The sequence below is a fragment of the Mesorhizobium sp. 1M-11 genome, assembly GCF_001303895.1.
Taxonomy (GTDB): Bacteria; Pseudomonadota; Alphaproteobacteria; order Rhizobiales; family Rhizobiaceae; genus Mesorhizobium.
Genome location: NZ_LJSD01000050.1, coordinates 24070 through 49094 on the forward strand (window position 1 = coordinate 24070; position 25025 = coordinate 49094).

Consider the following 25025-nt stretch of genomic DNA (forward strand, 5'->3'; position numbering starts at 1 on the left):
TTTTCGTTTTCACGGAAACGCTCCGTCTCTTTGTTTCTACGCAATTCCGGACACAAGACCGCTGCGCACTTTTGCTGGAATTGCTCTGGGCATCCGGCCTTCGAACAGGTCACGCTCGCGGGCCAGCCCGTCGCCGACCTGATCGAAGAAAGCGCGCACCCGTGCCGTCCGTTTCAGGTCGGCATGGGTGACGATCCAGAACTCACCCTCAAGGTCTGGCAAGGGCTCGGAACGCACGCGCACAAGGCCGGGATCGCTGTCGCCGAGGTAACAAGGCAGGAGCGCAAGGCCGATGCCTGCCTTGGCCGCCACCGACTGGTTGACCAGGCTGTTGGTGCGGTAGACGAAGGCGCTGTCCGGCGCAGCACGATCCAGCCATTCCGCTGCCTGGATGCCGGCGGCACCTTCCTCCCAGCCAATCAGATCCCGGCGATCGCCGATGTCCGCAACCGGGCCATCGAGCGCCTCCAGATAAGCGGGCGCTGCAAAGAAGGTCCAGGCCGCAGCGCAGAGCTTGCGTCCCCACAGGTCACCCTCCTTGGGACGCACCGGACGCAACGCAATGTCGGCTTCGCGCCGCGACAGGCTGAGCACACGATTGTCGATCAGCAGCTCGACCACGATGCCGGGATTCGTCCGGCGAAACGCAGCCAGGTGGCTGGGCAATCGACTGTAGGCCAGGGTTTCCGAGGAGGTGACACGCAACCGCCCCGACAGGCGATGGTCGGAACCGGCAATATCGCGGTCGAGCGCCAGCGTCTCGTCTTCGATGCGTTCGGCGGTCGCCGCCATGCGTTCGCCAGTGGCAGTTGCCTGATAAAGGCCGCCCGGCAAGCGCTCGAAGAGGTGTACGCCGAGACGTTTTTCCATCGCATTCAGCCGGCGAAAGGCCGTCGAGTGATCGACGTTCAGCGCTTTGGCGGCGCCGGTCAGGCTTGCTTCGCGTTGAACCGCCAGAACCAGCCGCAATTCATTCCAGTCATCCATGCCGGATACATAACACACTCGATGCTTGCAGTCATGCAAGTGCGGCAGGCGAAAACCCAACGAGAAATGCGTGAATGCCAGTCCTATTCTTCATGGCGGAAGAGGTCGCCAAACGCCGCGACACCAATCCTCGGAAGGATCCGCCATGAAACTCTACTACGCCACCGGTACCTGCTCGCTGTCGCCGCACATTGTCGCGCTGGAAGCGGGTATTGTCCTCGACCTTGAAAGGGTCAACCTCGCCAAAACGCCGCATCCGACGGAAACGGGCGTGGACTTCACCACCGTCAACCCGAATGGCTATGTGCCCGCACTTGAGCTGGACGATGGCTCGGTGCTGACCGAAGGCGCCGCCATCGTGCAGTATCTTGCCGATCTCCGGCCGGAATCCGGGCTGGTGCCGCGTTCTGGAACCACGGAACGCCATCATCAGCAGTCGTGGCTCAATTTCATCGCCAGCGAACTGCACAAGATGTACAGCCCCTGGCTGTTCCATCCTGAATACGGATCACAGGCTCAGGATGTCGCGCGCAGGAAGATCGCGGAACGGCTGGCCTTCGTCGAAAACCACCTGGCGAAATCAGGGGCCTATCTGACCGGCGAGCAGTTCACCGCCGCCGACGCCTATCTTTTCACCATCGTCGGCGGGTCGGCTTTCACCAAGGTCGACCTTGCAGCCTTCCCCCAGCTGCGCGCCTTTATGGATCGCGTCGCCGCGCGTCCGAAAGTGCGCGAGGCGATGCAGGCCGAAGGCATGAAGATCGCGGCTTGAGGAGGCTCCCATGCGGACGCTCACCCTCGTCAGCCATCATCTGTGCCCCTATGTTCAGCGTGCGGCGATCGCGCTTGCCGAAAAGGGCGTGCCCTTTGAAAAAGTGCTCATCGACCTTGCCGACAAGCCGGAATGGTTTATCGGCCTGTCGCCGCTCGGCAAGGTGCCGCTGCTGATCGTGCGGCAGCCCGATCGGCCACAGACCGTGCTGTTCGAAAGCTCGGTGATCTGCGAATACATCGAAGAGACACGGGCCGGCCCCAAGCTGCATCCGGCCGATCCTCTGATACGCGCCCAGCATCGCGCCTGGATGGAATACGGCTCGACCATCCTCTCCGACATCTGGGGGCTGGAGACGACGCAGGATCCGGCGATCTATGAGCAGAAACGTGCGACAATCGCGGAAAAGTTCGAGAGGCTGGAAGCGGTGCTCGGCAATGGACCCTATTTTGCCGGCAAGGATTTCAGCCTTGTCGACGCGGTCTTTGCGCCGGTGTTCCGCTATTTCGACCTGTTCGACACGATTGCCGAAACCGCCGTTTTCGCCAACACGCCACGCATTCGCGCCTGGCGTGCGGCACTGGCGGAACGGCCGAGCGTGAGACAGGCTGTCGGGACGGACTATCCGGACCGCCTGCATGCGTTCCTGCGGAGGCACGATGCCTATCTGCTGAAGGTGGCCTGATCTCCGATTGGTGAGCACATCTTAGCGGGAATGCTTTTGGCCAACCGTTGGCGCCGCCCCTCATCGCCCTGCCGGGCACTTCTCCCCGTGAACGGGGAGAAGGAGGCTGGCCGCAACGACAGTGCTTCTCCTGCAACGATGGCGATTAGCGAAATCGCCGGCGCGATCGTCCCTCTCCCCGTTGACGGGGAGAGGATGCCGGCAGGCAGGTGAGGGGCAGCGCCAAGGGTCACCATGCAGCTCTGCAGTCCGCAGGCTAACGAAGGAAGGCGCCAAGCAACCGCGCGCGCCTTCATTCCATCGATCAAGCCGTGACCTGTTTCGCCGCGCCAAGCAGGCGCAGCGCGTTGATCGTCACCAGAACGGTGGCACCTGTGTCGGCCAGGATCGCCGGCCACAGGCCCGTAACGCCGATCACCGTGGTGACCAGGAACACCGCCTTCAGGCCAAGCGCGATGGTGATGTTCTGGCCGATGTTGGACATGGTGCGCTTGGAAAGCGCGATCATTCCGGCGATGTCGCCGACACGTCCATGCAGCACCGCCGCATCCGCCGTCTCGAGCGCAACATCGGTGCCGCCACCCATGGCGATGCCGACATCGGCGGCAGCGAGCGCCGGCGCATCGTTGATGCCGTCGCCGACCTTGGCGACCGCATAGCCCTCCCGCTTCAACTCACCGACTATGCGCTGCTTGTCCTCAGGCAGCAGTTCGGCGCGCACCTCGATGCCGAGCTGCTTGCCGATGGCGGCGGCCGTGCGGGCATTGTCGCCGGTCAACATCACTGTCCTGATGCCGCGATCGGCAAGTGCCTGCAGGCCGGCCCGCGTGTCGGGACGCGGCTCGTCGCGCATCGCCAGGGCACCGGCAAGCTTGCCGCCGGCAAGCAGCAGCGAGACGGTCTTGCCCTCGTCATTCAGCGCAGCGATGCGACGCGACTGGTCGGCACTGAGCGGCACGCGTTCCGCCACGGCCTGCGGCGAACCGAGGAATATCTCGGTTCCGTCGACGATGCCCGAAACGCCCTTGCCACCAAGAGCCTTGGCGCCGGAAGCCTGCGGCACAGAGATACCGTCGGCCTCGGCACGCCCGAGGATGGCCTTGGCCAGCGGATGCGACGAACCCGTCTCCAGCGCGGCCGCCAGCCGCAGCACCTCGCCGGCCGGCATGCCGAAGCCGTCGATGTCGGTCACCTTTGGCTTGCCCTCGGTCAACGTGCCCGTCTTGTCGAAGGCGACGGCGGTCATCTTGCCGAGGTTTTCGAGCACCGTGCCGCCCTTCATGAGCAGGCCGCGCCGCGCGCCCGACGAAAGCGAGGCGGCAATCGCTGCCGGTGTCGAGATCACCAGCGCGCACGGACACCCGATCAGCAGGATGGCAAGGCCCTTGTAGATCCACTCATCCCAGGCGCCACCCATCGCCAGCGGCGGGATGACGGCGACGAGGGCCGCGAAGACGACCACGCCGGGCGTATAATATTTCGAGAAGCGGTCGATGAAACGCTCGGTCGGCGCTTTCGATTCCTGCGCCTCCTCGACGAGGCGCACGACGCGGGCAATGGTGTTGTCGGCTGCCGCCGCCGTCACCCGCACGCGCAGCACCGCATCACTGTTGACCGTGCCGGCATAGACCTTGGAATCGGGCTCCTTGCGCACCGGCACGCTTTCGCCGGTCACCGGCGCTTCGTCGACCGCGCTTTCACCCGAGACGACGATGCCATCCGCCGGGATGCGGTCACCCGGACGCACCATGATGATGGCGCCGACGGCGAGCGTTTCGGCCTGCACTTCGCTGATCTTGCCTTCGCGCTCCAGCAGTGCCGTCTTCGGCACCAGCGCGGTCAGCGACTGGATCGAGGCACGCGCCTTGCCGGCGGCGACACCTTCCAGCAGTTCGCCGATCAGGAACAGGAAGACGACTGCCGCGGCTTCTTCCGTGGCGCCGATGATGACCGCGCCGATGGCGGCGATGGTCATCAGCATCTCGATGGAGAACGGCGTGCCGACAAAGGCAGCCGCAATCGCACGACGCGCGATCGGCACGAGACCGACCAGCATGGCGACGGTGAAGATCCAAGTTTCGTAGCCGGGTACCAGCTTGCCGATACCGTAGGCAACAGCCAAGGCGAGACCCGCGGCAATGGTCAGCTTGCCTTTGCCTGACTTCCACCAGGGGCCGGAGCTTGGGCCATGATCATGACCGTGCAGGCCTTCGACGTTGGCATTGGCCACTACCGCTGACTTGGCCGTCCCGTGGGAAGCGTGATCGTGCCCGGAATGGTCATGGTCCGAATGGTCATGACCTGCATGATCATGATCGTGGTGTTCGTGATCATGACCTGAGTGGTCATGCCCGGCGTGATCGCTATGATCATGGCCGCAGCCACATGCATCGTCCTTGTTCGCGGCAACTGGAACGGAGCTGTTCGCCGGCATCAATGACAGCTTGTAACCAAGCCCGGTTACCCGCTTTTCGATGGCCGGCGCGAGTGCCGTATCGCCGTCAAACCTCACAGTCATCGTGCCTCGCGTCACCGAAACTGAGACGTCCTCGACGCCTTTCAGACGCCGCACGGCGGTGTCGATCTTCGAGGCGCAGGAGGCGCAATCCATACCGTCGACGCGGTAGCGCATCTGCTCTGATGCTCGTGCCATGATCATTCCCTTGATTATGTTCGAGCAGACGCTACATCCTCTAGCGACTAGAGGAGCAAGCGGAAAAATGAAGTCCGAATTGACGATCGGTGATGTGGCCCGAGAGAGTGGCGTGAAAGTGCCGACGATCCGCTATTATGAGCAGATCGGCCTGCTGCCCGAGCCGCCGCGAACCGACGGCAACCGTCGTTTCTACGATCAGAAGGGGCTACGCCGGCTCGCCTTCATCCGTCATGCCCGCGAACTTGGCTTCGAAGTGTCCGCCATCCGCACGCTGCTCGCCCTGCAGGACGATCCGACCCAACCCTGCGCGACAGCCGATGGTATCGCCAAGGCCCGGCTCATCGAGGTGGAACAGCGCATCGCCAGCCTGATGGCGCTGAAGGCAGAGCTGGAAGTGATGGTGGAGGAATGCCGGCACGGGCGCCTCGCCGAGTGCCGGGTCATCGAAGTGCTGGCCGATCACGGCAAGTGCATGCACGACCATCATTAAGATGGTGCTGCTGGCTGAAGCCGGCGGCTAGCCGACTACATGCGCATCAGGAGACCGCCATCGACGGCAAGCTCGATGCCGGTGATATAGCTGGCGGCGTCGGACAACAGGAACAAGGCGGCATTGGCCATGTCCTGCGGCGTGCCGATACGGCCGAGCGGTGCGTAGTTGGCGACAGCCTGGCGCTTTTCCGCTGTGTCCCAGCGCGCCTGCAGCGGCGTCAGCGCCATGCCCGGGCAGATGGCATTGGAGCGAATCCGTTCCGCGGCGAGCTGCATGGCGAGCGATTTCGAGAGCGCACATACGCCGGCCTTCGAAGCCTGATAGGCGTCCTGCGGGGCGGGATCGCCGCGATACCACTGGATGGTCGAGAAATGCACCATGGCGCCACCCCGGCCACCCGCACGCATGAAGGGCACCACGGCGCGCGCCGTATGGGCGAACGACTTGAGGTTGATGGCGAAGACCTGGTCCCAGACGTCGAGGTCCATCTCCAGCACCGACTTGTCGCGGCCGAACCACAACACGCCGGCGACATTGGCGAGATAGTCGACGCCGCCGCGCGCCTTCCCGGCATCGCCGACGACCCGTTGGACAAAAGCCTCATCGGTGAGGTCGCCTTGTTCGAAGGTGAGCCTGTCGCCGAAGGAAGATAGCGATGCCGGACGTTCCTTGACGTCGATCGCCGTCACCGCAGCGCCGGATTCGAGCAGGGCCAATGCGATTGCCTCACCCATGCCGCCACCGGCACCCGCGACGACCGCATGCCTGCCGCTGAAATCAAACTCGACCATCATACCCCTCCTCCGTTCAGCGTTTGCTGTTGGAGCGGACAATAGGGGCGCATCCACAATCCATCAAGCTATAATAGAAAAAATTTGCCAAAATGGAAAATCTGGATATCGTGCCGGAAATAACTCCAGCGAGCCGGCGGATATCACACCATGAACCTGCGCACCGACATTCGGTCCTTCCCTGTCACCTCTCCCATCGACGGCTCCATCTATGTGCGTCGTGACTACGCCGACGGTGCAGCCATCGATGCCGCGATGGCCAAGGCCCGTGCCGCGCTGAAACCCTGGCAGGCGACGCCGCTCGCCGAGCGGCTGGCGATCCTGCTGAAATTCGGCGAGGAGATGAAGGCACGTGCAGGCGAGCTCGCCGAGATGGTCGCATGGCAGATCGGGCGTCCGCTGTGGCAGGCCGACGAAACGCCACGCCTGGCCCTGGTCGGCGAGTTGCTGGCCGAAGCCGCCGAGGAGACGCTGGCAGACCTGCCCTATCCTTCGGAGGAGAACATCCGCCGCTATGTGCGCCCGACACCCGGCGGGCTGCATCTTTCGATCTGCGCCTGGAACTACCCGACGGCGATGCTCGGCTATCTGGTGACGGCGCCGCTGGCGGCCGGCAACGTGGTGATTTTCAAGCACTCGCCGCAGACGCCACTGATCGCGGAGGTGGCGGAAGAAGCCTTCCGTGCCGCCGGCGGTCCCGACGGCGTCTTCCAGAGCCTGCATCTCGACCACGCCGATGCCGAAAGGCTGATCGCCTCAGGCGCCTTCAACGCCGTCAATTTCATCGGTTCCGTCGATGGCGGCCGGCGTGTGCACGCAGCCGCGGCCGGCACCTTCACGCAGGTGCATCTCGAACTCGGCGGCAAGGATCCGACCTATGTGCGTGCCGATGCCGATCTCGATGCCACCGTGGCGCAGATCGCCGAAGGCACCTATTCCAACGCCGGCCAATCCTGCTGCTCGGTCGAACGCATCTATGTGGACCGCGGGCTCCACGACCGTTTCGTCGAGGCGCTGGTGGCGGAAACAGCGAAATGGACGATCGGTCACCCGATCGAGGAAAAGCCGATGGTCGGCCCGGCGGTGCGCGCAACGGCTGCCGAGACGATCCGTCGCCTGACGGAGCAAGCCGTTCGCGCCGGCGCCAGACGGCTGATGTCCGACACCGCCGCACAAAAGGCAGCAGGACTTGGCGCGGCCTATGTTGCGCCCGACGTGCTCGTCGGCGTCGATCATTCCATGCCGATCATGCGCGACGAACTGTTTGGGCCGATCGCCTGTGTGCAGGCGGTCGACAGCGACGAACAGGCCATCGCCCTGATGAACGACAGCGACTACGGCCTGAGCGCCAGCATCTGGACACAGGACATCGGCCACGGCACGGCGCTGCTGGACAAGGTCGAAGCCGGCACGGTCTACCTCAACCGCTGTGACCATGCCGACCTCTATCTGCCCTGGGGCGGGATCAAGAACTCGGGCATGGGCCGCACCAATGGCCGCTCGGGCCTGATCGAATCGACAGCGGCGAAGTCCTATCATGTCCGCTCCAGGATCGCCTGAGATGCGCCTGGACCCCGCCGAGACAGCAGCACTCGCGGCCGACGCCGTCGAATGCCTGCTGCCTGAAGCGGCGAGCCCCTATCTGCTGATTGCCGAGCATGCCGGCAACAAGGTACCGGCGCCGTGGCGCAATCTCGGTCTCGCGGAGCCCTATCTTGCAACGCATTTCGCCGTCGATCTCGGCGTCGACGCGCTGACGAGAAGGCTGTCGCAGCGCCTTCAGGCGCCAGCGGTGGTCGCGCATTATTCGCGGCTTTTCCTCGACTACAACCGTCCCGTCGAGGAATGGGACCATATGCGCCCCGACCTCGGTGGCATTCCGGTGCCGGGAAATCTCGACACGAGCGACAACGATCGCAGGCTGCGCCGAGAGGTCGGCTGGGCGCCGCTGGAACAGGCGATTGCGGATGGCGTGTCGGGACGAAAAGCGCTCGTCTCGATCCACTCCTTCACGCCCATCATGGGCGGCGTGCGGCGCAACGTCGATATCGGCATTCTGTGGCGAGAACCGTCGCCCTTCGTCTCCGCAGTTCTGCGGACGACACAAAACCATGGCAAGGCAGCCGGCCTGGTGGTTGGCGACAACGAACCCTATGATTGGCGCCAGGCCGTCGGCTACACGCTGAACCGGCACGGCCTGCAACTGGGCCTGCCCTCAATCTATCTCGAGGTCCGCAACGACCTGCTCACCGAGCCCGATCGTCTCGATCAAGTCAGCCGGATACTCGAGGACAGTCTTTCCGAGGTGGCGAAAACCCTATGGCCGGACCACGCGGTAGCCGTCTAAGGCGTTTCCGCTTTTCGCGGAAACGCTCCAGCTCTTTTGTTTGCGCAATTCCGGACGCAAAACCGCTGCGCACTTTTGCTGGAATTGCTTCAAGCGCTAGACGTCCGCAAGCGGCCTCGCTACAGCTTGCCGAAATGGAAACACGACAGCCAAGGGCGCGGACGATGCAGGGCAATGTGGGATCCAAGATCCGGGATGCGCGCAAGCAGCAGAACATCACGCTGCGCGAGCTCAGCGAGCGGTCCGGCCTTTCGGTTTCGCAGCTGTCGAAGCTGGAGAACGGCAAGGCCCGGCTGACCGTCGACGTCGCGCTCACCATCGCCGGCGTGCTGCACGTGCCGGTGGCATCCTTCCTGTTCAGCCCGAAACCCGGCATGCAGGCCAGGCGCTCGATCACCCGGGCCGGGAGCGGCGTGCTGCACGAAGGCAACGCCATGGTCTTCGAGGTGCTGTGCAGCGATTTCCGTGACAAAACCAACATCTTCTGGCGCGTCACGCTGCATGCGAAATCGTTCGACGAAAATGGCGGCTGGCGCAGCCATTCGGGCGAGGAATTCATCCACGTGCAAAGCGGCAGCCTTGAGTTGCACACCATCCACTATGATCCGGTGGTCCTGCAGCCGGGCGACAGCATATTGTTCGATGGCGAGATGCAACACGCCTACGTGTCGCTGGGTGACGAGCCGGCCATCATGCTGATGTCGAACACCGTTCCGCGTGACAGCGTTCCGAACGCCGCAGCCGGCTGAGCGACAACCATCCGTCGCCTCGTTCCATGGCGTAAAGCAATTACTTTTTCCAAAATGGAAAAAAATGCTTGTTATGGAAAAGCTCCGGGTCTAGCATCCTGAAAACCAGCCGAAGGGAGCAAACAGCCCACGGCCGGAATGGGAGGCGAAACCGATGTTGTCGGTGGAGGCAGTCAGCAAGACATTCGGCGGTGTGCAGGCGTTGCGCCAGGCCTCGCTGTCTTGCGCCACAGGCGAGATCCTCGGCCTGATCGGCCCCAACGGCGCCGGCAAATCCACCCTCGTCAATGCCATTTCCGGCGTGCTGCGGCCGGACACCGGCAGTGTCAAGCTGGCCGATCGCGACCTGACGGGGCGCGGCCCTGAAGAATGTGCCCGCGCCGGCATCGCCCGCACCTTCCAGAACATCCGCCTGTTCAAGGAACTGACGGTCCGCCAGAACGTCGAGGTCGCGCACATCACCTGCCGCGACGTGCGCCCCGACGCTGCCGACCGCATCGATATCGACAGGTTGCTCGCGCACTATGAGCTCGATGTGGCAGCCGATGTGCCGGCCGGTACGCTTTCCTATGGCAGCCAGCGTCGGCTGGAGATCGCTCGCGCACTCGCGCTCGGCCCCTCGCTGCTGCTGCTCGACGAACCGGCCGCCGGCCTCAACGAAACCGAATCCGAGACACTGGCCGAGGCGATCGAAGCCATCCGCCGCGATTTCGGCTGCGCCATCATCGTCATCGACCACGACCTGCGCTTCATCAACCGCCTCTGCGGCCGGCTCTGCGTCATGGACCAGGGCAAGGTCATCGCCTCGGGCGACACGGAGGAGGTCTGGCGCGATCCGCGCGTCATCGAGGTCTATGTCGGCCAGACTTCGTGATGGTGTCGGCATCCGCACAACAAGAACAAGGGAGGGTTCGAAATGGATAAACTGACTTTGGGAGCCGCCGTTCTGACGGCCGGGCTGCTGCAGGCAGCGCACGTGGGAGCGAGCGAGCTCAAGATCGGCCTGGCCGTCGCCATGACGGGCACATATGCGCCCTACAGCGAAGCGGAAGGCGCGCGCTGCATGGCCGACAAGCTAAACAAGGCCGCGGGCGCGAACGATCCGAAGATCGAACTGATGATCGAGGACAACCGCTCCGATCCGCAGCTCTCCGTTTCACTCGGCCAGAAGTTCCTCGACGCCGGCGCTCAGGTCATCACCGGCGTTCCTTTCCCGGATGCTTTGATCCCGACTGCCCAGATCGCCGAGCCCTATGGTGCGACCGTCTTCTCCGCACCCAACACGCAGCTCGAGATGCAGCAGGCCGGTCTCGACAACTTCATTGCCGGCGCCGTGCCGGATCCGATCAATGCCGCTGCGACCGCCAATGCCTTGTACGGCAAGGGCGCGCGGACGGTGGCGCTGCTGGTTTCGCCCGATGCCGGCTCCTATTCGGAGAAACTGCCCGGATGGTTCGGCGAGGTATTCGAGCATCTCGGCGGCAAGGTGGTCTCCAAGCTCAACTATTCCTGGGGCACCACCGACTGGTCACCGCAGATCGCCTCGATCAAGGCGCTGCCGCAGAAGCCGGACGCGATCCATATCTGCGGTGTGTTGCCGGACGTCGGCATCCTCATCAGGCAGTTGCGTGCCAACGGCTATGATGGCTGGGTCGCGGGTTGCGATGCCTTCGATGACAAGTCGCTGGAGGGAACCGTCGGCGATGTGGCGGCACTCGAGAAGGTGATGTTCACCACGCACGGCGCCACCGGCATCGACGGGCCGATCGACCACTTCCTCGCCCAGTGCAAGGCCGACGGCTACAAGGTGAACGGCATCTTCGATGCGCTCGGTGCCGATATGGTGCAGGTGAGCTACGAGGCCGCCAAGAAGGCCGGCACGACGGAGGCGGCAGCGCTGCGCGAAGCGATCCGTGCGCCCGGCGGCTATCCCGGCACCACGGCACCGACCATCTCCTTCGCCGAGAAGAAAGGCTATCCGGTCAAGGCCGTTCCGGTCATGGGTTTCGCCAATGGCAAACGCGTGCTGATCACCGATACGCCGCCGACCGACGTTCCGGCCCTGAAGTAACGGACCGCTTCGCCATGATGTCCCACGCGCAAACCCGGATGCCATCGTGCTGAAGGCCGAGAACCTGTCCGTCCGCTACGGAGCGGTCGTGGCCGTGCGCGACTTGTCGCTCGAGATCGGGCGGGGCGAACTCGTCGCCCTGCTCGGTCCGAACGGCGCCGGCAAGAGCTCGACCATCAACGCGCTGACCGGCCTGGTCACGCCAGTGGCGGGACGGATCGCCTTCGACGGCAAGGACATCTCGCGCACACGCACCGAGGATCGCATCCGGGGCGGCCTCACCTCGACACCGGAAGGCAGGCATATCTTCGCCAATCTGACCGTGGGCGAAAACCTGCGGCTCGGCGCGGCGACGCGCCGCGATCCAAAAGGCGTGCGCGAAGACATCGATCGGTTCCTGGCGCTGTTTCCTGTCCTGGGCGAACGCTACACCCAGGCGGCCGGCACGCTTTCCGGCGGCGAACAGCAGATGCTGGCCATCTCGCGTTCCTTGATGTCGCGGCCGAAACTGCTGCTGCTCGACGAGCCCTCGCTTGGGCTGGCACCTCGCATCGTCGCGCAGATCTTCGATTTCATCGGACAGCTGAAGAAAGAAGGGCTGACCCTGCTGGTGGTCGAGCAGAATGCCAAGCAGGCATTGCGCTTCGCCGACCGCGTCTATGTCGTGAGTTCGGGCGCGCTGCGCTATGACGGCCCGCCGGCACAGCTTGCCGACGAGCATGGCCTCCTCAACCTCTATCTCGGCGGGTAGGCCATGGATTACGCCCTGCAGCAATTGCTCAACGCGCTGGCCTTCGGTGCCGAATATTCGCTGGTGGCACTCGGCCTCGCCGTCGTCTTCTCGATCATGGGACTGGTCAATTTCGCTCATGGCGAGATCATCGGCGTGTCGGCCTACAGCGTCTTCCTGGCGGCGGCGCTCGGCCTGACCTCACCGATCGTCGCGGTATTGTTGGCGGTGGCCGCAGCCGCACTTGCCGCCGTGACATTCGAACGCGTCGCCTTCCGCCCCGTGCGCTACGCGCCGACCACGACGGGCCTGCTGACGGCCTTCGGCGTTTCGATCGTAGTGCAGAACCTGTTCATGCTGCTGATCTCGCCGAAGCCGCAATCGGTCTCGATCCTCAACGGCCTCAACCAGATGTGGTTCTTCGGACCGTTCGCGGTGTCGTCGCTGCAAGTCATGGAGCTGGTGGTTTCGGGTCTCACCATCCTTGCGCTGGTGCTCTTCCTCAACCGGTCCACGCTCGGCCTCGCCATCCGCGCCGCGTCACGCGACTTCGCCACGGTCCGGCTGATGGGTATCCGCGCCAATCGGGTGATCGCGACGGCGTTCGCCATTTCGGGCGCGCTCGCCGGCATTGCCGCCGTGTTCATCCTGGCCCGTCGCGGCTCGGTGTCGCCGGATCTCGGTTTCGGTCTCGTGCTCAAGGCCTTCGTGGCCTGTGTCATCGGCGGCTTCGGCTCGCTGGCCGGGGCGGCCGCCGGCGGCATGCTGCTCGGTTTCATCGAGGTCGGCCTGCTGGTGGCGCTGCCGCAGGAATACGGAGGCTTCAAGGATGCGCTCACCTACGTGATCATCGTCGCGCTTCTCGTCTACCGGCCGGAAGGCCTGCTCGGCCAGCGGGTCGAACTGGGCGACAAGGAGATCTGACGTGAGCGACAGCGCAGAGACCATCGCCGCCCGTCCGTCCAGTACCGCAACGCGGGCCGGCAATGGTCAATTCCGCCGCTCGCTGGTCGGCGGGCCGGTCACCGCGCTGCCGGCCGTCGTGATCGGCCTCGCCATCCTCGCCTTCGCGCCGGCCTACTACACGCATCTGGCGCTGGCGGCCTTCGTCAACCTGATCATCGTGGTCGGCCTCCAGGTGTTCATGGGCAACAGCAACATTGCCAATCTCGGCCACAGCGCCTTTGTCGGCATCGGCGCCTATGGCGTAGCGGTGCTGTCGACGCCACTCGCGATGAAGAAGCTGTCCATCCCCAACGCGCCGTTCGGGCTCGCCTTCGTCGAGCTGAACCCCTTCATCGCGGCTGTCTTGGCGCTGCTGGTCGTTGCCGTCCTCGCGGCGATCAGCGGCAAGATCATCAGCCGGCTTTCGGGCGTCGCCGCCACGATCGTCAGCCTGGCGCTGCTCATCATCGTGCATTCGGTGTTCCTGAACTGGACGGACCTGTTCAAGGGCAACCAGGCCTTCTTCGGCATCCCCAAGGTGATCAACCTGCCGGCGATGCTGGTAGCCTCAGTGGCGGTGATCGTCATCGCCCGCCTTTTCAAGGACAGCCGCTGGGGTCTGCAACTCCGCGCCAGCGCCCAGAGCCCGCAGGCGGCAGCGGCGTTCGGCATCGACGCGAAACGCTTGCGGCTGATGGCCTGGGTGCTGTCTGCGCTGATCTGCGGGCTGGCCGGCGTGCTCTTTGCCTATTTCGCCGGCACGATCAGCCCGAAGCTGTTCTACTTCCAGCAGATCTTCATCACGCTCGCCATGCTGATCCTGGGCGGCATGGCCACGGTGACGGGCGCCGTCACCGGCGTGATCGTGCTCTCGATCGGGCTCGAATTCATCCGCAGCATCGAGTCCGGCGTGACGATCGCCGGCATCCAGCTGCCGCAATTGCTCGGTCTTTCCGGCGTGGCGCTTGGTGTCGTCATCGTGCTCTGCATGGCCTTCAGGCCGGGCGGCATCAGTGGACGGCTCGAGCTCGACGAGCAGCTTTCCAGGCTTTTCCGGCGCAATGTCCGCTAGGCGGCGCCGACATTTTCTCAGGGTGGAGGACACAGTGGAGTTTCAGGACAAGGTCGCCGAGTACGCGCCGAAGCTGGAGGCATTGCAGCAGAAGCTGGCATTGGACGGGGTCGAATTCATTCAGGTGCACACGGTCGATACGTCGGGCGCGTTCCGTTCGAAGATCACCCCGCTGAAACTCTCGACCTACGGCGAAGCCATCAACGCCATCCTCTATTGCGTCGCGCATGGCGATGGCCAGCCGATGGGTGACGTCGCCTTCGCCTCGCCGACCGCGAACGAAGAAAACGGCTTTCCCAACATCAAGGGCATCATCGACCCCGGCACCGTCGTGCAGCACGGCTGGAAACCGGAATATGCCTCGGCGATCACCTTTTCCTATATGCTCGACGGTTCGCCTTGCCCTTATGACCCGCGCGGCGTTCTCGCCCGTGTCGAGCAGCGGGCGGCAGCTCTCGGCTATGAGCCGCGCTTCGCGCTCGAATACGAGTTCGGCATCTTCCATGCCGACCATGACTTGATGCGTGCCGGCCGCTACCGCGAGCTGAAGCCCTGGGGACATTCGCTGACCAATTACGATCTGGTGCGCAGCGGCGAATACCAGGATTTCGCCGCCGAACTGATCCGCCGCATGAAGAGCATCGGCATCGGCGTTGCCTCGCTGGTCACCGAATATGGCTTCGGCATGTATGAATATGCGCTGACGCCGAAGACGGCGCTGCAGGCGGCCGACGACGCCATGCGCGCCAAGCTGCACCTGCGCGAGCTGTGCGCGGAACGCGGGCTGGTTGCCACCTTCATGACCCGCTTCCAGCCGCCCGGCAAGGAAAGCGCCTGCGGCGCGCACCACCATGTCAGCCTCTGGAAAGACGGCAAGCCGGCCTTCGCCGCAGGCCCCAACAAATTGACGCCGGTGGCCGAGAAATTCCTGGCCGGCGTGCTCCACCGCATGCAGGAGACGCATCTCCTGTTCCGGCCGACGGTCAACTCATACCGCCGTTTCGACCGCGGAGCCTGGTCGCCGGAAGACGTTGCCTGGGGTTTCGAAAACCGGACGGCGCCGATCCGCGCCATCACCACGCCCAATGACGGCGCCTGCCGGTTCGAACACCGGGCGCCGGGTGCCGACATCAATCCCTACCTGTCGATCGCCGCGATCCTGGCCGCCGGCTGCGAAGGCATCGAGAAAGACCTGGCCTTGGAGGCACCCGTGAGCGGCGATCTTGCCGCGCTCGACAAACCCAAACTGCCGCACACTTTGAACGCCTCGATCGAAGCTTTCGCGAATTCCGATTTCTGCGCCGAGGCTTTCGGCGAAGCCTTCCGCAACAATTATGCGGAAAGCCGCCGTGCCGAACAGGCCGCCTTCGAAGCCTGGCAGGCTTCACACATCACCGACTTCGAGTGGCAGCGCTACTTCATCAACTGACCCGGCCGCACGGACGCTGGATAACGGCGTCCGTGCCTCCACCGCTGATTGTCCGGCGCTTCCACTGTTGACATTGTGCGATCCGGCAACAACATGTTGGCAGCCGTCCCGCTTGGTTTTCCTGTGCCAGTGCACTTCAAAACCATAGTCGACAGCTCAAGCCGAACCTCCCCACAGCTTTGGATATTCGCGAAAATCGCGAAACTGTTTGCGACAAAGCGGCCCGATTGGGCCCTTGCGCCAAGCAAATGAGCGGAAGTACTTCAGGATAACTTGAGCGGGCGAGTGCGCCTCATGTCTGCTTGTCGATCGCTCCTGGCGGAGAGATCGCCATCCTGCGCCGGCAAACCGGTGCATTCGGACTGTCAGCGTTCAACGAAGGTCAAGACCGCGTCCCGTGCCATGCACAGCGCGGCACCGTGTTCGACGGCAAGGGGGCCGTGCGGGGTCGGTGAGGAGGAAACGGGCAGCGGAGGAAAAGCTATGCTCGAGAAGTATTTCGAACTGAAGGAACTGGGGACGTCGGTGCGGATCGAAGTGATCGCCGGCATCACCACCTTCCTGACCATGTCCTACATCATCTTCGTCAACCCGGAGATCCTGTCGACGACGGGCATGGACAAGAGCTCGGTGTTCGTCGCCACCTGTCTGGCAGCGGCACTCGGCTCGCTGATCATGGCGCTGGTGGCCAAATGGCCGATCGGCATGGCGCCGGGCATGGGTCTCAATGCGTTCTTCGCTTTCGGCGTCGTCGGCGCCATGGGCTTCACCTGGCAGCAGGCACTGGGCGCCGTCTTCATTTCTGGTGTGATCTTCCTGATCCTGACCGTGACCGGCGTCCGCAGCTGGCTGATCGCCGGCATCCCGCACTCCATGCGCAGCGCCATCGCCGCCGGTATCGGCATGTTCCTGGCGATCACCGCGCTGAAAAGCTCGGGCATCGTCATCGCCAGTGAAGCCACTTTCGTGACGCTCGGCCATCTGACGACGACCGGCCCGTTGCTCGCCATCCTCGGCTTCTTCATCATCGCATCGCTGGATGGCCTCAAGGTCCCCGGCGCCATCCTGATCGGCATCCTGGCGATCACCATCCTGTCGTGGATACTCGGCGTCAGCCAGTTCCAGGGCATCGTCTCGATGCCGCCCTCGATCGCGCCGACCTTCCTGCAGCTCGACATCGTCGGCGCCATGCACACCGGCCTGGTGCATGTCATCCTGGTGTTCGTGCTGGTCGAAGTGTTCGACGCCACCGGCACGCTGATCGGCGTGGCCAAGCGCGCGCGCCTGATCGAAGAAGGCAAGCCGAACCGCCTCGGCCGCGCCCTGCTCGCAGACAGCAGCGCGATCGTCGCCGGCTCGCTGCTCGGCACCTCCTCGACCACAGCCTATGTCGAAAGCGCTTCCGGCGTGCAGGCCGGCGGCCGCAGCGGCCTGACCGCCCTGGTCATCGCCGTGCTGTTCCTGGCCGCGCTGTTCATCTCGCCGCTCGCCGCTTCGGTTCCGGTCTACGCAACCGCACCGGCGCTGCTCTATGTCGCCTGTCTGATGATGCGCGAACTGATCGAGGTCGACTGGACCGAGATCACGGAAGCAGCACCGGCCGCGCTGACGGCGCTGATGATGCCGTTCACCTACTCGATCGCCAACGGTCTCGCCTTCGGCTTCATCAGCTATGCCGTGCTGAAGACGGCAACCGGCAAGTTCCGCGACGTGCATGTGGCGACCTGGCTGGTGGCGATCCTGTTCGTCATTCGCTTCGCCTTCGTCGAATAGAGCAATTCCAGCAAAAGTGCGCAGCGGTTTTGCGTCCGGAATTGCGTAAAAAGAATCAGAGTGTTTCCGCGAAACGCGGAAACACTCTGGCCCCGACGAAGAGTGAAAAGCCGCGGCCGGATGTGAATCCGCCGCGGCTTTTTTGTTGGGTGTTTGCGATGGTGCAGCGGGGCCGCCACGGTCTTGGGAAGTTCTTCGACCCGCAGAACAACGCAGCGTTTGCACCGCGCGTTGACAGGCTTGTCCGCGTCTGCATAGATTACTTGTCTACTGGACCGACCAGTATATCAGCGGGTGAGTTTGAATGGTCGGCAACGACATCCTCTCGCAGGTTCCGGAACTCAGGCCCAGCCTGGCGCGCCGCACTGCGCGCGACGTGATCGCCGACAAATTGCTGTCGCTGATAGCCACGGGGGTTCTCGGTGCGGGCGACGAACTGCCCAGCGAACGCGAACTGGCGACGGCGCTGGATGTAAGCCGCGAGACGGTGAGGGGCGCTATCCAGGCGCTTTCGGCGCGCGGCATCGTGGAAGTGTCGCAAGGCAGCCGCACGCGGGTCACCAATGTCGACCTGACGCATATCCCGGTGACGATTGCAGCGCCCAGCGCGATCGACAGCTACGATCTCGACTCCGTCCACGCGGCGCGGCTTCTGATCGAACTGAAAGTCGTCGGCGACGCGGCCGAGCGCATCGGAGAGACGGAGCTGGCGCGGCTGGACAGTTCGCTTGCGGCACAGCAGGTGGCCAACACCGACCCCATCCGCTTCCTGATCTGCGACCGGGAATTCCATGTCACCATCTATCGCGCTTGCGGCAACCCGCTGCTCGCCGACTTCGTGACCGACCTCTACACCTACATGATGGAGCACCGCCGCTATGCGATGGCGCGGCCGGGCGCGATCGCGGCGAGCTATGCGGATCATGTCGCCATCGTCGAGGCGCTGCGGGCACGCGACCGTGCGGCGGTCGTGGCGTCTTTCAGGGCACATCTGGACCGCATCCACGACACGACCAGGGAAATGCTGGAGGGCCGCGGCGGCTGAAGCCGAAAGTCGGAGACAAATCTGGGGCAGCCGCCTTGCAAGGGAGGAATACAGGTAGATGCATGTGCTCATCATCGGCGCGGCCGGCATGGTCGGCCGCAAGCTGTTGGACCGCATTGCGGGCGAAGACGGTGTGCTCGGCGGCGAGGTGACCCGGCTGACGCTGGTTGACGTGGTCGAACCGACGGCTCCCGAGCCGCTTGCCGCCATCTCCCGATCCCTCGCGCTTGACCTTTCCGATGCAGGGGCTGCTGCGCGGCTGATCGCGGAGCGGCCCGATATCGTCTTCCATCTCGCGGCGATCGTTTCGGGCGAAGCGGAAGCCGACTTCGACAAGGGCTACCGCGTCAATCTCGACGGCACGCGCGCGCTTTTCGACGCCATTCGCGCCGAAGGCACAAAAGCGCCTTACAGGCCACGCGTCATCTTCGCATCGTCGGTGGCAGTGTTCGGCGCACCCTTCCCTGAAAAGATCGGCGACGAGTTCTTCACCACGCCACTCACCAGCTACGGCACGCAGAAGGCGATCGCCGAACTGCTGCTGGCCGACTACAGCCGGCGTGGCATCTTCGACGGCATCGGCATACGCCTGCCGACGATCTGCGTGCGCCCCGGCAAGCCGAACAAGGCCGCCTCGGGGTTCTTCTCCAACATATTGCGCGAGCCGCTTGTCGGGCAGGAGGCGGTGCTGCCCGTTGAAGACGATGTGCTGCACTGGTTTGCGAGCCCGCGTTCCGCCGCAGGCTTCTTCGTGCACGCCGCCACGCTCGATCTCGAAAAAGTGGGAGCCCGCCGCAACCTGACAATGCCCGGCCTTTCGGCAACGGTCGGCGAGGAGATCGCCGCGCTCGAGCGCGTTGCAGGCGCAAAGGCCGTCCGCCTCATCCGGCGCGAGCCGGACGAAACCATCCGCCGGATCGTCGCCGGCTGGCCACGTGATTTCGATGCGCGCCGTGCGGCCGAACTCGGCTTCAAGGCCGAAACCCGCTTCGACGACATCATCAAGGCGCATATCGAAGACGAGCTTGGAGGAAAGATCTGACCATGGCGAGCGAACCGGTAAAGACAAAGATCGCCCTGGTGACCGGCGGTGGCACCGGCGTCGGCAAGGCGATTGCCGAAGCCCTTCTCGGGGCCGGTTTCACGGTCGTGATTACCGGTCGAAGAAAAGAGGTTCTGGATGCGGCGGCAGGTGAGCTGACCAAAGCAACCGGCGGCAGGGTCCGGACGATACAGGCCGATGTCGGCGATCCGGGATCAGTCGCAGCCCTGTTCGATGCGATCAGATCCGAATTCGGCAGGCTCGACCTTCTGGTGAACAACGCGGGAATGGGCGCCCCGGCCGTGCCGATGGAGGAGATCACCTTCGAGCAGTGGAGCGCGGTCGTCGGCGCCAACCTCACCGGCGCGTTCCTCTGTACCCAGCAGGCGTTCAGGTTGATGAAAGCGCAGAGCCCTCGTGGGGGACGCATCATCAACAACGGCTCGATCTCGGCCCAGACGCCGCGGCCCAACTCCGCACCCTATACCGCGACCAAACACGCGATCACCGGGCTGACCAAGTCGACCGCGCTCGACGGCCGACCGTTCGACATCGCGTGCGGACAGATCGACATCGGCAATGCCGCGACCGAGATGACCTCAAGGATGGCCTCAGGCGTGATGCAGGCCAATGGCGAGATCGCCAGCGAGCCGACAATCCCCGCCAGCCACATCGGCGACGCGGTGGTCTACATGGCGAGCCTGCCGCTCGAGGCCAATGTCCTGACCATGACCGTCATGGCAACGACCATGCCTCTGGTGGGTCGCGGATAACAAAACACTGAACTGAGGGGCTTGGGGGAACGCACTACGGGAACAAATAACGACAGCCGAAACCCACAGGTGAATTCTGGGAGGAAAGATTGTGGCGTCAGTCGACTTCGTGAATGTCAGGAAATCGTTCGGAACCCATCCGGTGATAAAGGGTGTGGATGTCGAAATCGCCGACGGCGAATTCGTCATCCTGGTAGGACCGTCAGGCTGCGGGAAATCGACGCTGCTGCGCATGCTGGCGGGTCTGGAGAACATAACGGCCGGCGAAATCCGCATCGGCGAAAAGATCGTCAACCAGCTCGCGCCGAAGGAGCGGGACATCGCCATGGTGTTCCAGAACTACGCGCTCTACCCTCACATGACGGTGGCCGAGAACATGGCGTTCTCGCTCAAGCTGAAGGGCGCATCGAAGGCCGAGATCGAAATGCGGGTGAAGCCCGCGGCCGAAATACTTGGGCTGACAGCCTTGCTCGAACGCTATCCGCGCCAGCTTTCCGGCGGCCAGCGCCAGCGCGTGGCCATGGGCCGGGCCATCGTTCGCGATCCGCAGGTTTTCCTGTTCGACGAACCGCTGTCCAACCTCGATGCGAAGCTGCGCGTCGCCATGCGCGCCGAGATCAAGGAACTGCATCAACGACTGAAGACGACCACCGTCTACGTGACGCACGACCAGATCGAAGCCATGACCATGGCCGACAAGATCGTCGTCATGCATGACGGCATCGTCGAGCAGATCGGTGCGCCGCTCGAACTCTACGACAGTCCCGCCAATCTCTTCGTTGCCGGTTTCATCGGTTCGCCGGCCATGAACTTCATCAAGGGCCGGCTCGACCCGCAGGATGGGCGCCGGTTCATTGCCGAGGACGGCACCGTGCTGCCCACAAGCGCGGCACCCGAAGCCGCCAAGGGCAAGGAGCTCATCTACGGCCTGCGACCCGAAGGCATAAGGATCAACGGCAACGGTATTCCCATGACCGTCGTCGTGACCGAACCCACCGGGTCAGAGACCCAGATGACGGCCAAGCTTGCCGGCACGGATATCGCCTGCGTCTTCCATGAGCGCGTCTCGGTCAAGCCGGGCGAAACGATCACTGTCTCGATCGACACCCGCTCCACGCATCTGTTCGATGCCGAAAGCGGGCAGCGGATTCAGGCCGCTTCCTGAGCGACCGCATAACGGCGTCAGCTGCCTCGGGACAGCGCAACGCCGGCAGACAATGCAATCCCGCAAACCAGGATGGAGGAAAATCAATGACGATCAACAGACGTGATCTGCTTGCCGCTTCTGCCGGACTTGTTGCGACGACCGGCCTTGGAAAATTTGGAATGACGCCCGCCTTCGCGCAGGCAGCGGAGCCGAAATACACGCCGGAACAGGGTGCAAGCCTGCGTCTGCTGCGCTGGACGCCCTTCGTGAAGGGCGATGAGGACGCCTGGCTTGCCAACACCAAGAAATTCACGGAAGCGACGGGCGTCGAGGTCCGGGTAGACAAGGAGAGCTGGGAGGATATCCGCCCGAAGGCAGCCGTGGCGGCGAATGTCGGCTCCGGCCCGGACATGGTGATGTGCTGGTTCGACGATGCGCACCAATATCCGGACAAGCTGCTCGACCTGACCGAACTCGCCACCTATCTCGGCGACAAATATGGCGGCTGGTACGAGGGCATGCGCGGCTATGCGGTGCGCGACGACAAGTTCATAGCCCTGCCCCTGGCTGCTATCGGCAACGCCGTCGTCTATCGCGACAGCCATGTGAAGGCCGCCGGCTTCAGCGAATTCCCGAAGGACACTGCCGGTTTTCTCGAACTTTGCAAGGCCATGAAAGCCAAGGGCACGCCGGCCGGCTTCCCGCATGGCAAAGCGGTCGGCGATGGCAACAACTACGCCCACTGGCTGCTGTGGAGCCATGGCGGCAAGATGGTCGACGAGGGCGGCAAGGTCACGATCAACAGTCCGGAGACGATTGCGGCCATCAACTATGCCAAGGCGCTCTACGAGACGTTCATTCCCGGAACCGAAAGCTGGCAGGACATCAACAACAACCGCGCCTTCCTGGCCGGCCAGGTGTCGCTGATCGCCAACGGCGTCTCCGTCTACTACGCCGCCAAGAAGGATCCGGCGCTCGCGGAAATCGCCGCCGATATCCGTTCGACCAACTTCCCGATCGGCCCCGTCGGCAAGAGCGTCGAGCTCCACCAGACGAGTTCGCTGCTGCTGTTCAATCACACGAAATACCCTGAGGCCGCGAAAGCCTACATGAAGTTCATGCTGGAAGCGGAGCAGATGAATTCCTGGATCTCCGGCGCCAGCGCCTATTGCTGTCAACCGCTCAAGGCGTTCGCGAGCAATCCCGTCTGGACGGCCGACCCCATCCACGCGCCCTATGCGCGTGCCTCGGAGACCCTGCGTCCGAACGGCTATGCCGGCCCGCTCGGCAACGCCTCTGCCGGCGTGATGGCGGACTATGTGCTTGTCGACATGTTCGCCGGCGCCGTCACGGGACAGATGTCGCCCGAAGATGCGGTGGCGGAAGCCGAGCGCCGCGCCAGCCGCTACTACCGCGCCTGATCCGGCGCCGGGACGATCCTTGCGGGCGGCGCCTGGTGCCGTCGGCACCAGGGCACGATCCCCAAAAGTGGGAACCGGTTTTCGGAAAAGATCATGCTCGACAAAGAGCTAGATCGGGATGGCGGTTCGCCATCCTGATCTAGGAAAAAGGTTCAAGCGGGAGAAAATCGATGTCCACAGTGCCGTCCGGCAAGCCGCCATCCGCATCGATCATGCAGAACAACAATCTGCTCGGCTTCCTCTTCATGCTGCCGGCGGCGGTGTTTCTCGTCTGTTTTCTCACCTATCCGCTCGGCCTCGGTGTCTGGCTCGGCTTCACGGATACGCGCATCGGCCGGGACGGCATCTTCATCGGGCTCGAAAACTACGAGTTCCTGATCCGCGACAAGGTGTTCTGGCTCTCCGTTTTCAACACGCTGCTCTATACGCTGGTCGCCTCGATCCTGAAATTCGCGCTGGGGCTTTGGCTCGCCCTGCTTCTCAACGAGAACCTGCCCTTCAAGTCTTTCTTCCGCGCCATCGTGCTCTTGCCTTGGGTGGTCCCGACAGTCCTTTCGGCGCTGGCGTTCTGGTGGATCTACGACAGCCAGTTCTCGATCCTGTCGTGGTCGCTGATGAAGCTGGGCATCATCGACGGCCCGATCAATTTCCTCGGCGATCCCAACAACGCGCGCGCTTCCGTCATCGCGGCGAATGTCTGGCGAGGCATTCCGTTCGTGGCGATCTCGCTGCTCGCCGGGCTCCAGACCATACCGGCGTCACTGCAGGAAGCGGCTTCGCTCGACGGCGCGACGAGCTGGCAGCGCTTCCGCTATGTGACGCTGCCGATGCTGACGCCGATCATCGCCGTGGTGATGACGTTCTCCGTGCTTTTCACCTTCACCGATTTCCAGCTCATCTATGTGCTGACCAAGGGCGGACCGGTGAACGCGACACACCTGATGGCGACGCTCTCGTTCCAGCGGGGCATTCCGGGCGGACAGCTCGGCGAGGGAGCGGCGATCGCGGTCGCCATGATCCCGTTCCTGCTGGCGGCCATCATGTTCAGCTTTTTCGGATTGCAGCGCCGGAAGTGGCAGCAGGGCGGACAGGACTAGGGCGTTTCCGCGTTTCGCGGCCTCGCTCTAATTCTTTGTTTTTACGCAATTCCGGACGCAAAAACTGCTGTGCAGTTTTGCTGGAATTGCTCAGGGAGACACCGACATGTCAAGCAAGGTTCCAGCCGACGCCCTGACCGACAATGCCGAGGGCATGAGCTATCTCAACCGGCTGCCGCGCCGCATCTTGGTGCTGTATCTGCCGCTCGCCGTGTTCGTCTTCGTGCTGCTTTTCCCATTCTACTGGATGGCCATCACGGCGGTTAAGCCGAATTCCCAGCTCACCGACTACAACAACTACAGTCCGTTCTGGGTCGTCGGGGCGACGCTCGATCACATCAAATACCTGCTGTTTGAGACGTCCTATCCCGGCTGGCTGTGGAACACGATGCTTGTCGCGGTGTGCTCCACCATCCTGTCGCTGGCTGCCTCCGTCTTCGGAGCCTATGCGATCGAGCGCGTGCGCTTCACCGGCTCACGCTCCGTCGGGCTTCTCATCTTCCTCGCCTATCTGGTGCCGCCGTCGATCCTCTTCATCCCGCTGGCCTTCATCGTTTTCAAGCTCGGCATGTACGATTCGCGGCTTGCGCTCATCTTCACCTATCCGACCTTCCTCATCCCCTTCTGCACCTGGCTGCTGATGGGTTATTTCCGCTCCATCCCCTTCGAGCTGGAGGAGAGCGCACTGGTGGACGGGGCTTCGCGCTGGCAGATCCTAGTCAGGATCATCCTGCCGCTGGCGGTGCCGGGACTGATCTCCGCCGGCATCTTCGCTTTCACGCTGTCATGGAACGAATTCATCTATGCGCTGACTTTCATCCAGTCGTCGGAGAACAAGACCGTACCGGTGGGGGTCCTTACCGAGCTGGTGCGGGGCGACGTGTTCGAATGGGGATCGCTGATGGCAGGCGCCCTGTTCGGCTCGCTTCCGGTCGTGATCCTCTATTCTTTCTTCGTCGACTATTACGTGTCGTCGATGACCGGAGCGGTGAAGGAGTAA

The 25025-nt window shown here is 63.5% G+C and carries 23 protein-coding genes; 20 read left to right on the forward strand and 3 right to left on the reverse strand.

Annotated features, from left to right (window positions below; translation table 11 throughout):
• Window positions 1-36: 36 nt before the first annotated feature.
• Window positions 37-987, reverse strand: a complete 951-nt coding sequence (locus AO692_RS19775; RefSeq protein WP_054311767.1) for a LysR family transcriptional regulator — start codon at window positions 985-987, stop codon at window positions 37-39.
• 145 nt (window positions 988-1132) lie between these two features.
• On the opposite strand from AO692_RS19775, the gene gstA reads away from it, so the two are divergent.
• Both gstA and AO692_RS19785 read left to right on the forward strand, forming a co-directional pair.
• Window positions 1133-1759: a glutathione transferase GstA gene (gstA, locus tag AO692_RS19780; RefSeq protein WP_054311768.1), complete on the forward strand. Its 627-nt coding sequence runs from the start codon at window positions 1133-1135 to the stop codon at window positions 1757-1759.
• Between the two features lie 10 nt (window positions 1760-1769).
• Window positions 1770-2444 carry a glutathione S-transferase family protein gene (locus AO692_RS19785; RefSeq protein WP_054311769.1) on the forward strand — a complete coding sequence of 225 codons (675 nt, stop codon included), beginning with the start codon at window positions 1770-1772 and terminating at the stop codon, window positions 2442-2444.
• A 304-nt stretch (window positions 2445-2748) separates the two neighbouring features.
• Here AO692_RS19785 and AO692_RS19790 read toward each other — a convergent pair whose 3' ends face one another.
• Complete coding sequence (locus AO692_RS19790) at window positions 2749-5097, reverse strand: heavy metal translocating P-type ATPase (protein WP_054311955.1); 2349 nt, start codon at window positions 5095-5097, stop codon at window positions 2749-2751.
• A gap of 67 nt (window positions 5098-5164) precedes the next feature.
• Between AO692_RS19790 and AO692_RS19795 the strand changes: the two genes are divergently transcribed.
• Entirely contained in the window at window positions 5165-5590 is a 426-nt protein-coding gene (locus AO692_RS19795; protein ID WP_054311770.1) for a helix-turn-helix domain-containing protein, read from the forward strand.
• A gap of 35 nt (window positions 5591-5625) precedes the next feature.
• Here the strand turns inward: AO692_RS19795 and AO692_RS19800 are convergent, their stop codons facing one another.
• On the reverse strand, window positions 5626-6384 hold the full coding sequence (locus AO692_RS19800; RefSeq protein ID WP_054311771.1) for an SDR family oxidoreductase: 759 nt from the start codon (window positions 6382-6384) through the stop codon (window positions 5626-5628).
• A 150-nt stretch (window positions 6385-6534) separates the two neighbouring features.
• Between AO692_RS19800 and AO692_RS19805 the strand changes: the two genes are divergently transcribed.
• From AO692_RS19805 to AO692_RS19885, 17 genes are all read left to right on the forward strand, one after another.
• Window positions 6535-7944, forward strand: coding sequence for an aldehyde dehydrogenase family protein (locus AO692_RS19805; protein ID WP_054311772.1), 1410 nt, complete (start codon window positions 6535-6537; stop codon window positions 7942-7944).
• A 1-nt stretch (window position 7945) separates the two neighbouring features.
• Window positions 7946-8731: an N-formylglutamate amidohydrolase gene (locus AO692_RS19810; RefSeq protein ID WP_054311773.1), complete on the forward strand. Its 786-nt coding sequence runs from the start codon at window positions 7946-7948 to the stop codon at window positions 8729-8731.
• 176 nt (window positions 8732-8907) lie between these two features.
• Entirely contained in the window at window positions 8908-9480 is a 573-nt protein-coding gene (locus AO692_RS19815) for an XRE family transcriptional regulator (RefSeq protein WP_244483421.1), read from the forward strand.
• A gap of 154 nt (window positions 9481-9634) precedes the next feature.
• Window positions 9635-10354 carry an ABC transporter ATP-binding protein gene (locus AO692_RS19820; RefSeq protein WP_054311775.1) on the forward strand — a complete coding sequence of 240 codons (720 nt, stop codon included), beginning with the start codon at window positions 9635-9637 and terminating at the stop codon, window positions 10352-10354.
• 42 nt (window positions 10355-10396) lie between these two features.
• Complete coding sequence (locus tag AO692_RS19825; protein WP_054311776.1) at window positions 10397-11551, forward strand: ABC transporter substrate-binding protein; 1155 nt, start codon at window positions 10397-10399, stop codon at window positions 11549-11551.
• 46 nt (window positions 11552-11597) lie between these two features.
• Window positions 11598-12302, forward strand: coding sequence for an ABC transporter ATP-binding protein (locus tag AO692_RS19830; protein WP_054311777.1), 705 nt, complete (start codon window positions 11598-11600; stop codon window positions 12300-12302).
• 3 nt (window positions 12303-12305) lie between these two features.
• Complete coding sequence (locus tag AO692_RS19835) at window positions 12306-13205, forward strand: branched-chain amino acid ABC transporter permease (RefSeq protein WP_054311778.1); 900 nt, start codon at window positions 12306-12308, stop codon at window positions 13203-13205.
• A 1-nt stretch (window position 13206) separates the two neighbouring features.
• Window positions 13207-14298 (forward strand): branched-chain amino acid ABC transporter permease, encoded by a 1092-nt coding sequence (locus AO692_RS19840; RefSeq protein ID WP_244483422.1) that lies wholly within the window; start codon window positions 13207-13209, stop codon window positions 14296-14298.
• Between the two features lie 34 nt (window positions 14299-14332).
• Window positions 14333-15727, forward strand: coding sequence for a glutamine synthetase family protein (locus tag AO692_RS19845; RefSeq protein ID WP_054311779.1), 1395 nt, complete (start codon window positions 14333-14335; stop codon window positions 15725-15727).
• A 483-nt stretch (window positions 15728-16210) separates the two neighbouring features.
• Window positions 16211-17500 carry an NCS2 family permease gene (locus AO692_RS19850; protein WP_054311780.1) on the forward strand — a complete coding sequence of 430 codons (1290 nt, stop codon included), beginning with the start codon at window positions 16211-16213 and terminating at the stop codon, window positions 17498-17500.
• A 304-nt stretch (window positions 17501-17804) separates the two neighbouring features.
• Window positions 17805-18545, forward strand: coding sequence for a FadR/GntR family transcriptional regulator (locus AO692_RS19855; RefSeq protein ID WP_054311781.1), 741 nt, complete (start codon window positions 17805-17807; stop codon window positions 18543-18545).
• Window positions 18546-18603: 58 nt separating this feature from the next.
• Window positions 18604-19587, forward strand: a complete 984-nt coding sequence (denD, locus tag AO692_RS19860; protein ID WP_054311782.1) for a D-erythronate dehydrogenase — start codon at window positions 18604-18606, stop codon at window positions 19585-19587.
• A 2-nt stretch (window positions 19588-19589) separates the two neighbouring features.
• Complete coding sequence (locus AO692_RS19865) at window positions 19590-20360, forward strand: SDR family oxidoreductase (protein WP_054311783.1); 771 nt, start codon at window positions 19590-19592, stop codon at window positions 20358-20360.
• A gap of 91 nt (window positions 20361-20451) precedes the next feature.
• Window positions 20452-21525 carry a sn-glycerol-3-phosphate ABC transporter ATP-binding protein UgpC gene (gene ugpC, locus AO692_RS19870; RefSeq protein WP_054311784.1) on the forward strand — a complete coding sequence of 358 codons (1074 nt, stop codon included), beginning with the start codon at window positions 20452-20454 and terminating at the stop codon, window positions 21523-21525.
• 86 nt (window positions 21526-21611) lie between these two features.
• Window positions 21612-22928 (forward strand): ABC transporter substrate-binding protein, encoded by a 1317-nt coding sequence (locus tag AO692_RS19875; protein WP_054311785.1) that lies wholly within the window; start codon window positions 21612-21614, stop codon window positions 22926-22928.
• 170 nt (window positions 22929-23098) lie between these two features.
• The gene (locus AO692_RS19880) at window positions 23099-24025 is read left to right on the forward strand and encodes a sugar ABC transporter permease (protein WP_054311786.1); all 927 of its coding nucleotides are present in this window, start codon (window positions 23099-23101) and stop codon (window positions 24023-24025) included.
• Between the two features lie 106 nt (window positions 24026-24131).
• Entirely contained in the window at window positions 24132-25025 is an 894-nt protein-coding gene (locus tag AO692_RS19885; RefSeq protein WP_054311787.1) for a carbohydrate ABC transporter permease, read from the forward strand.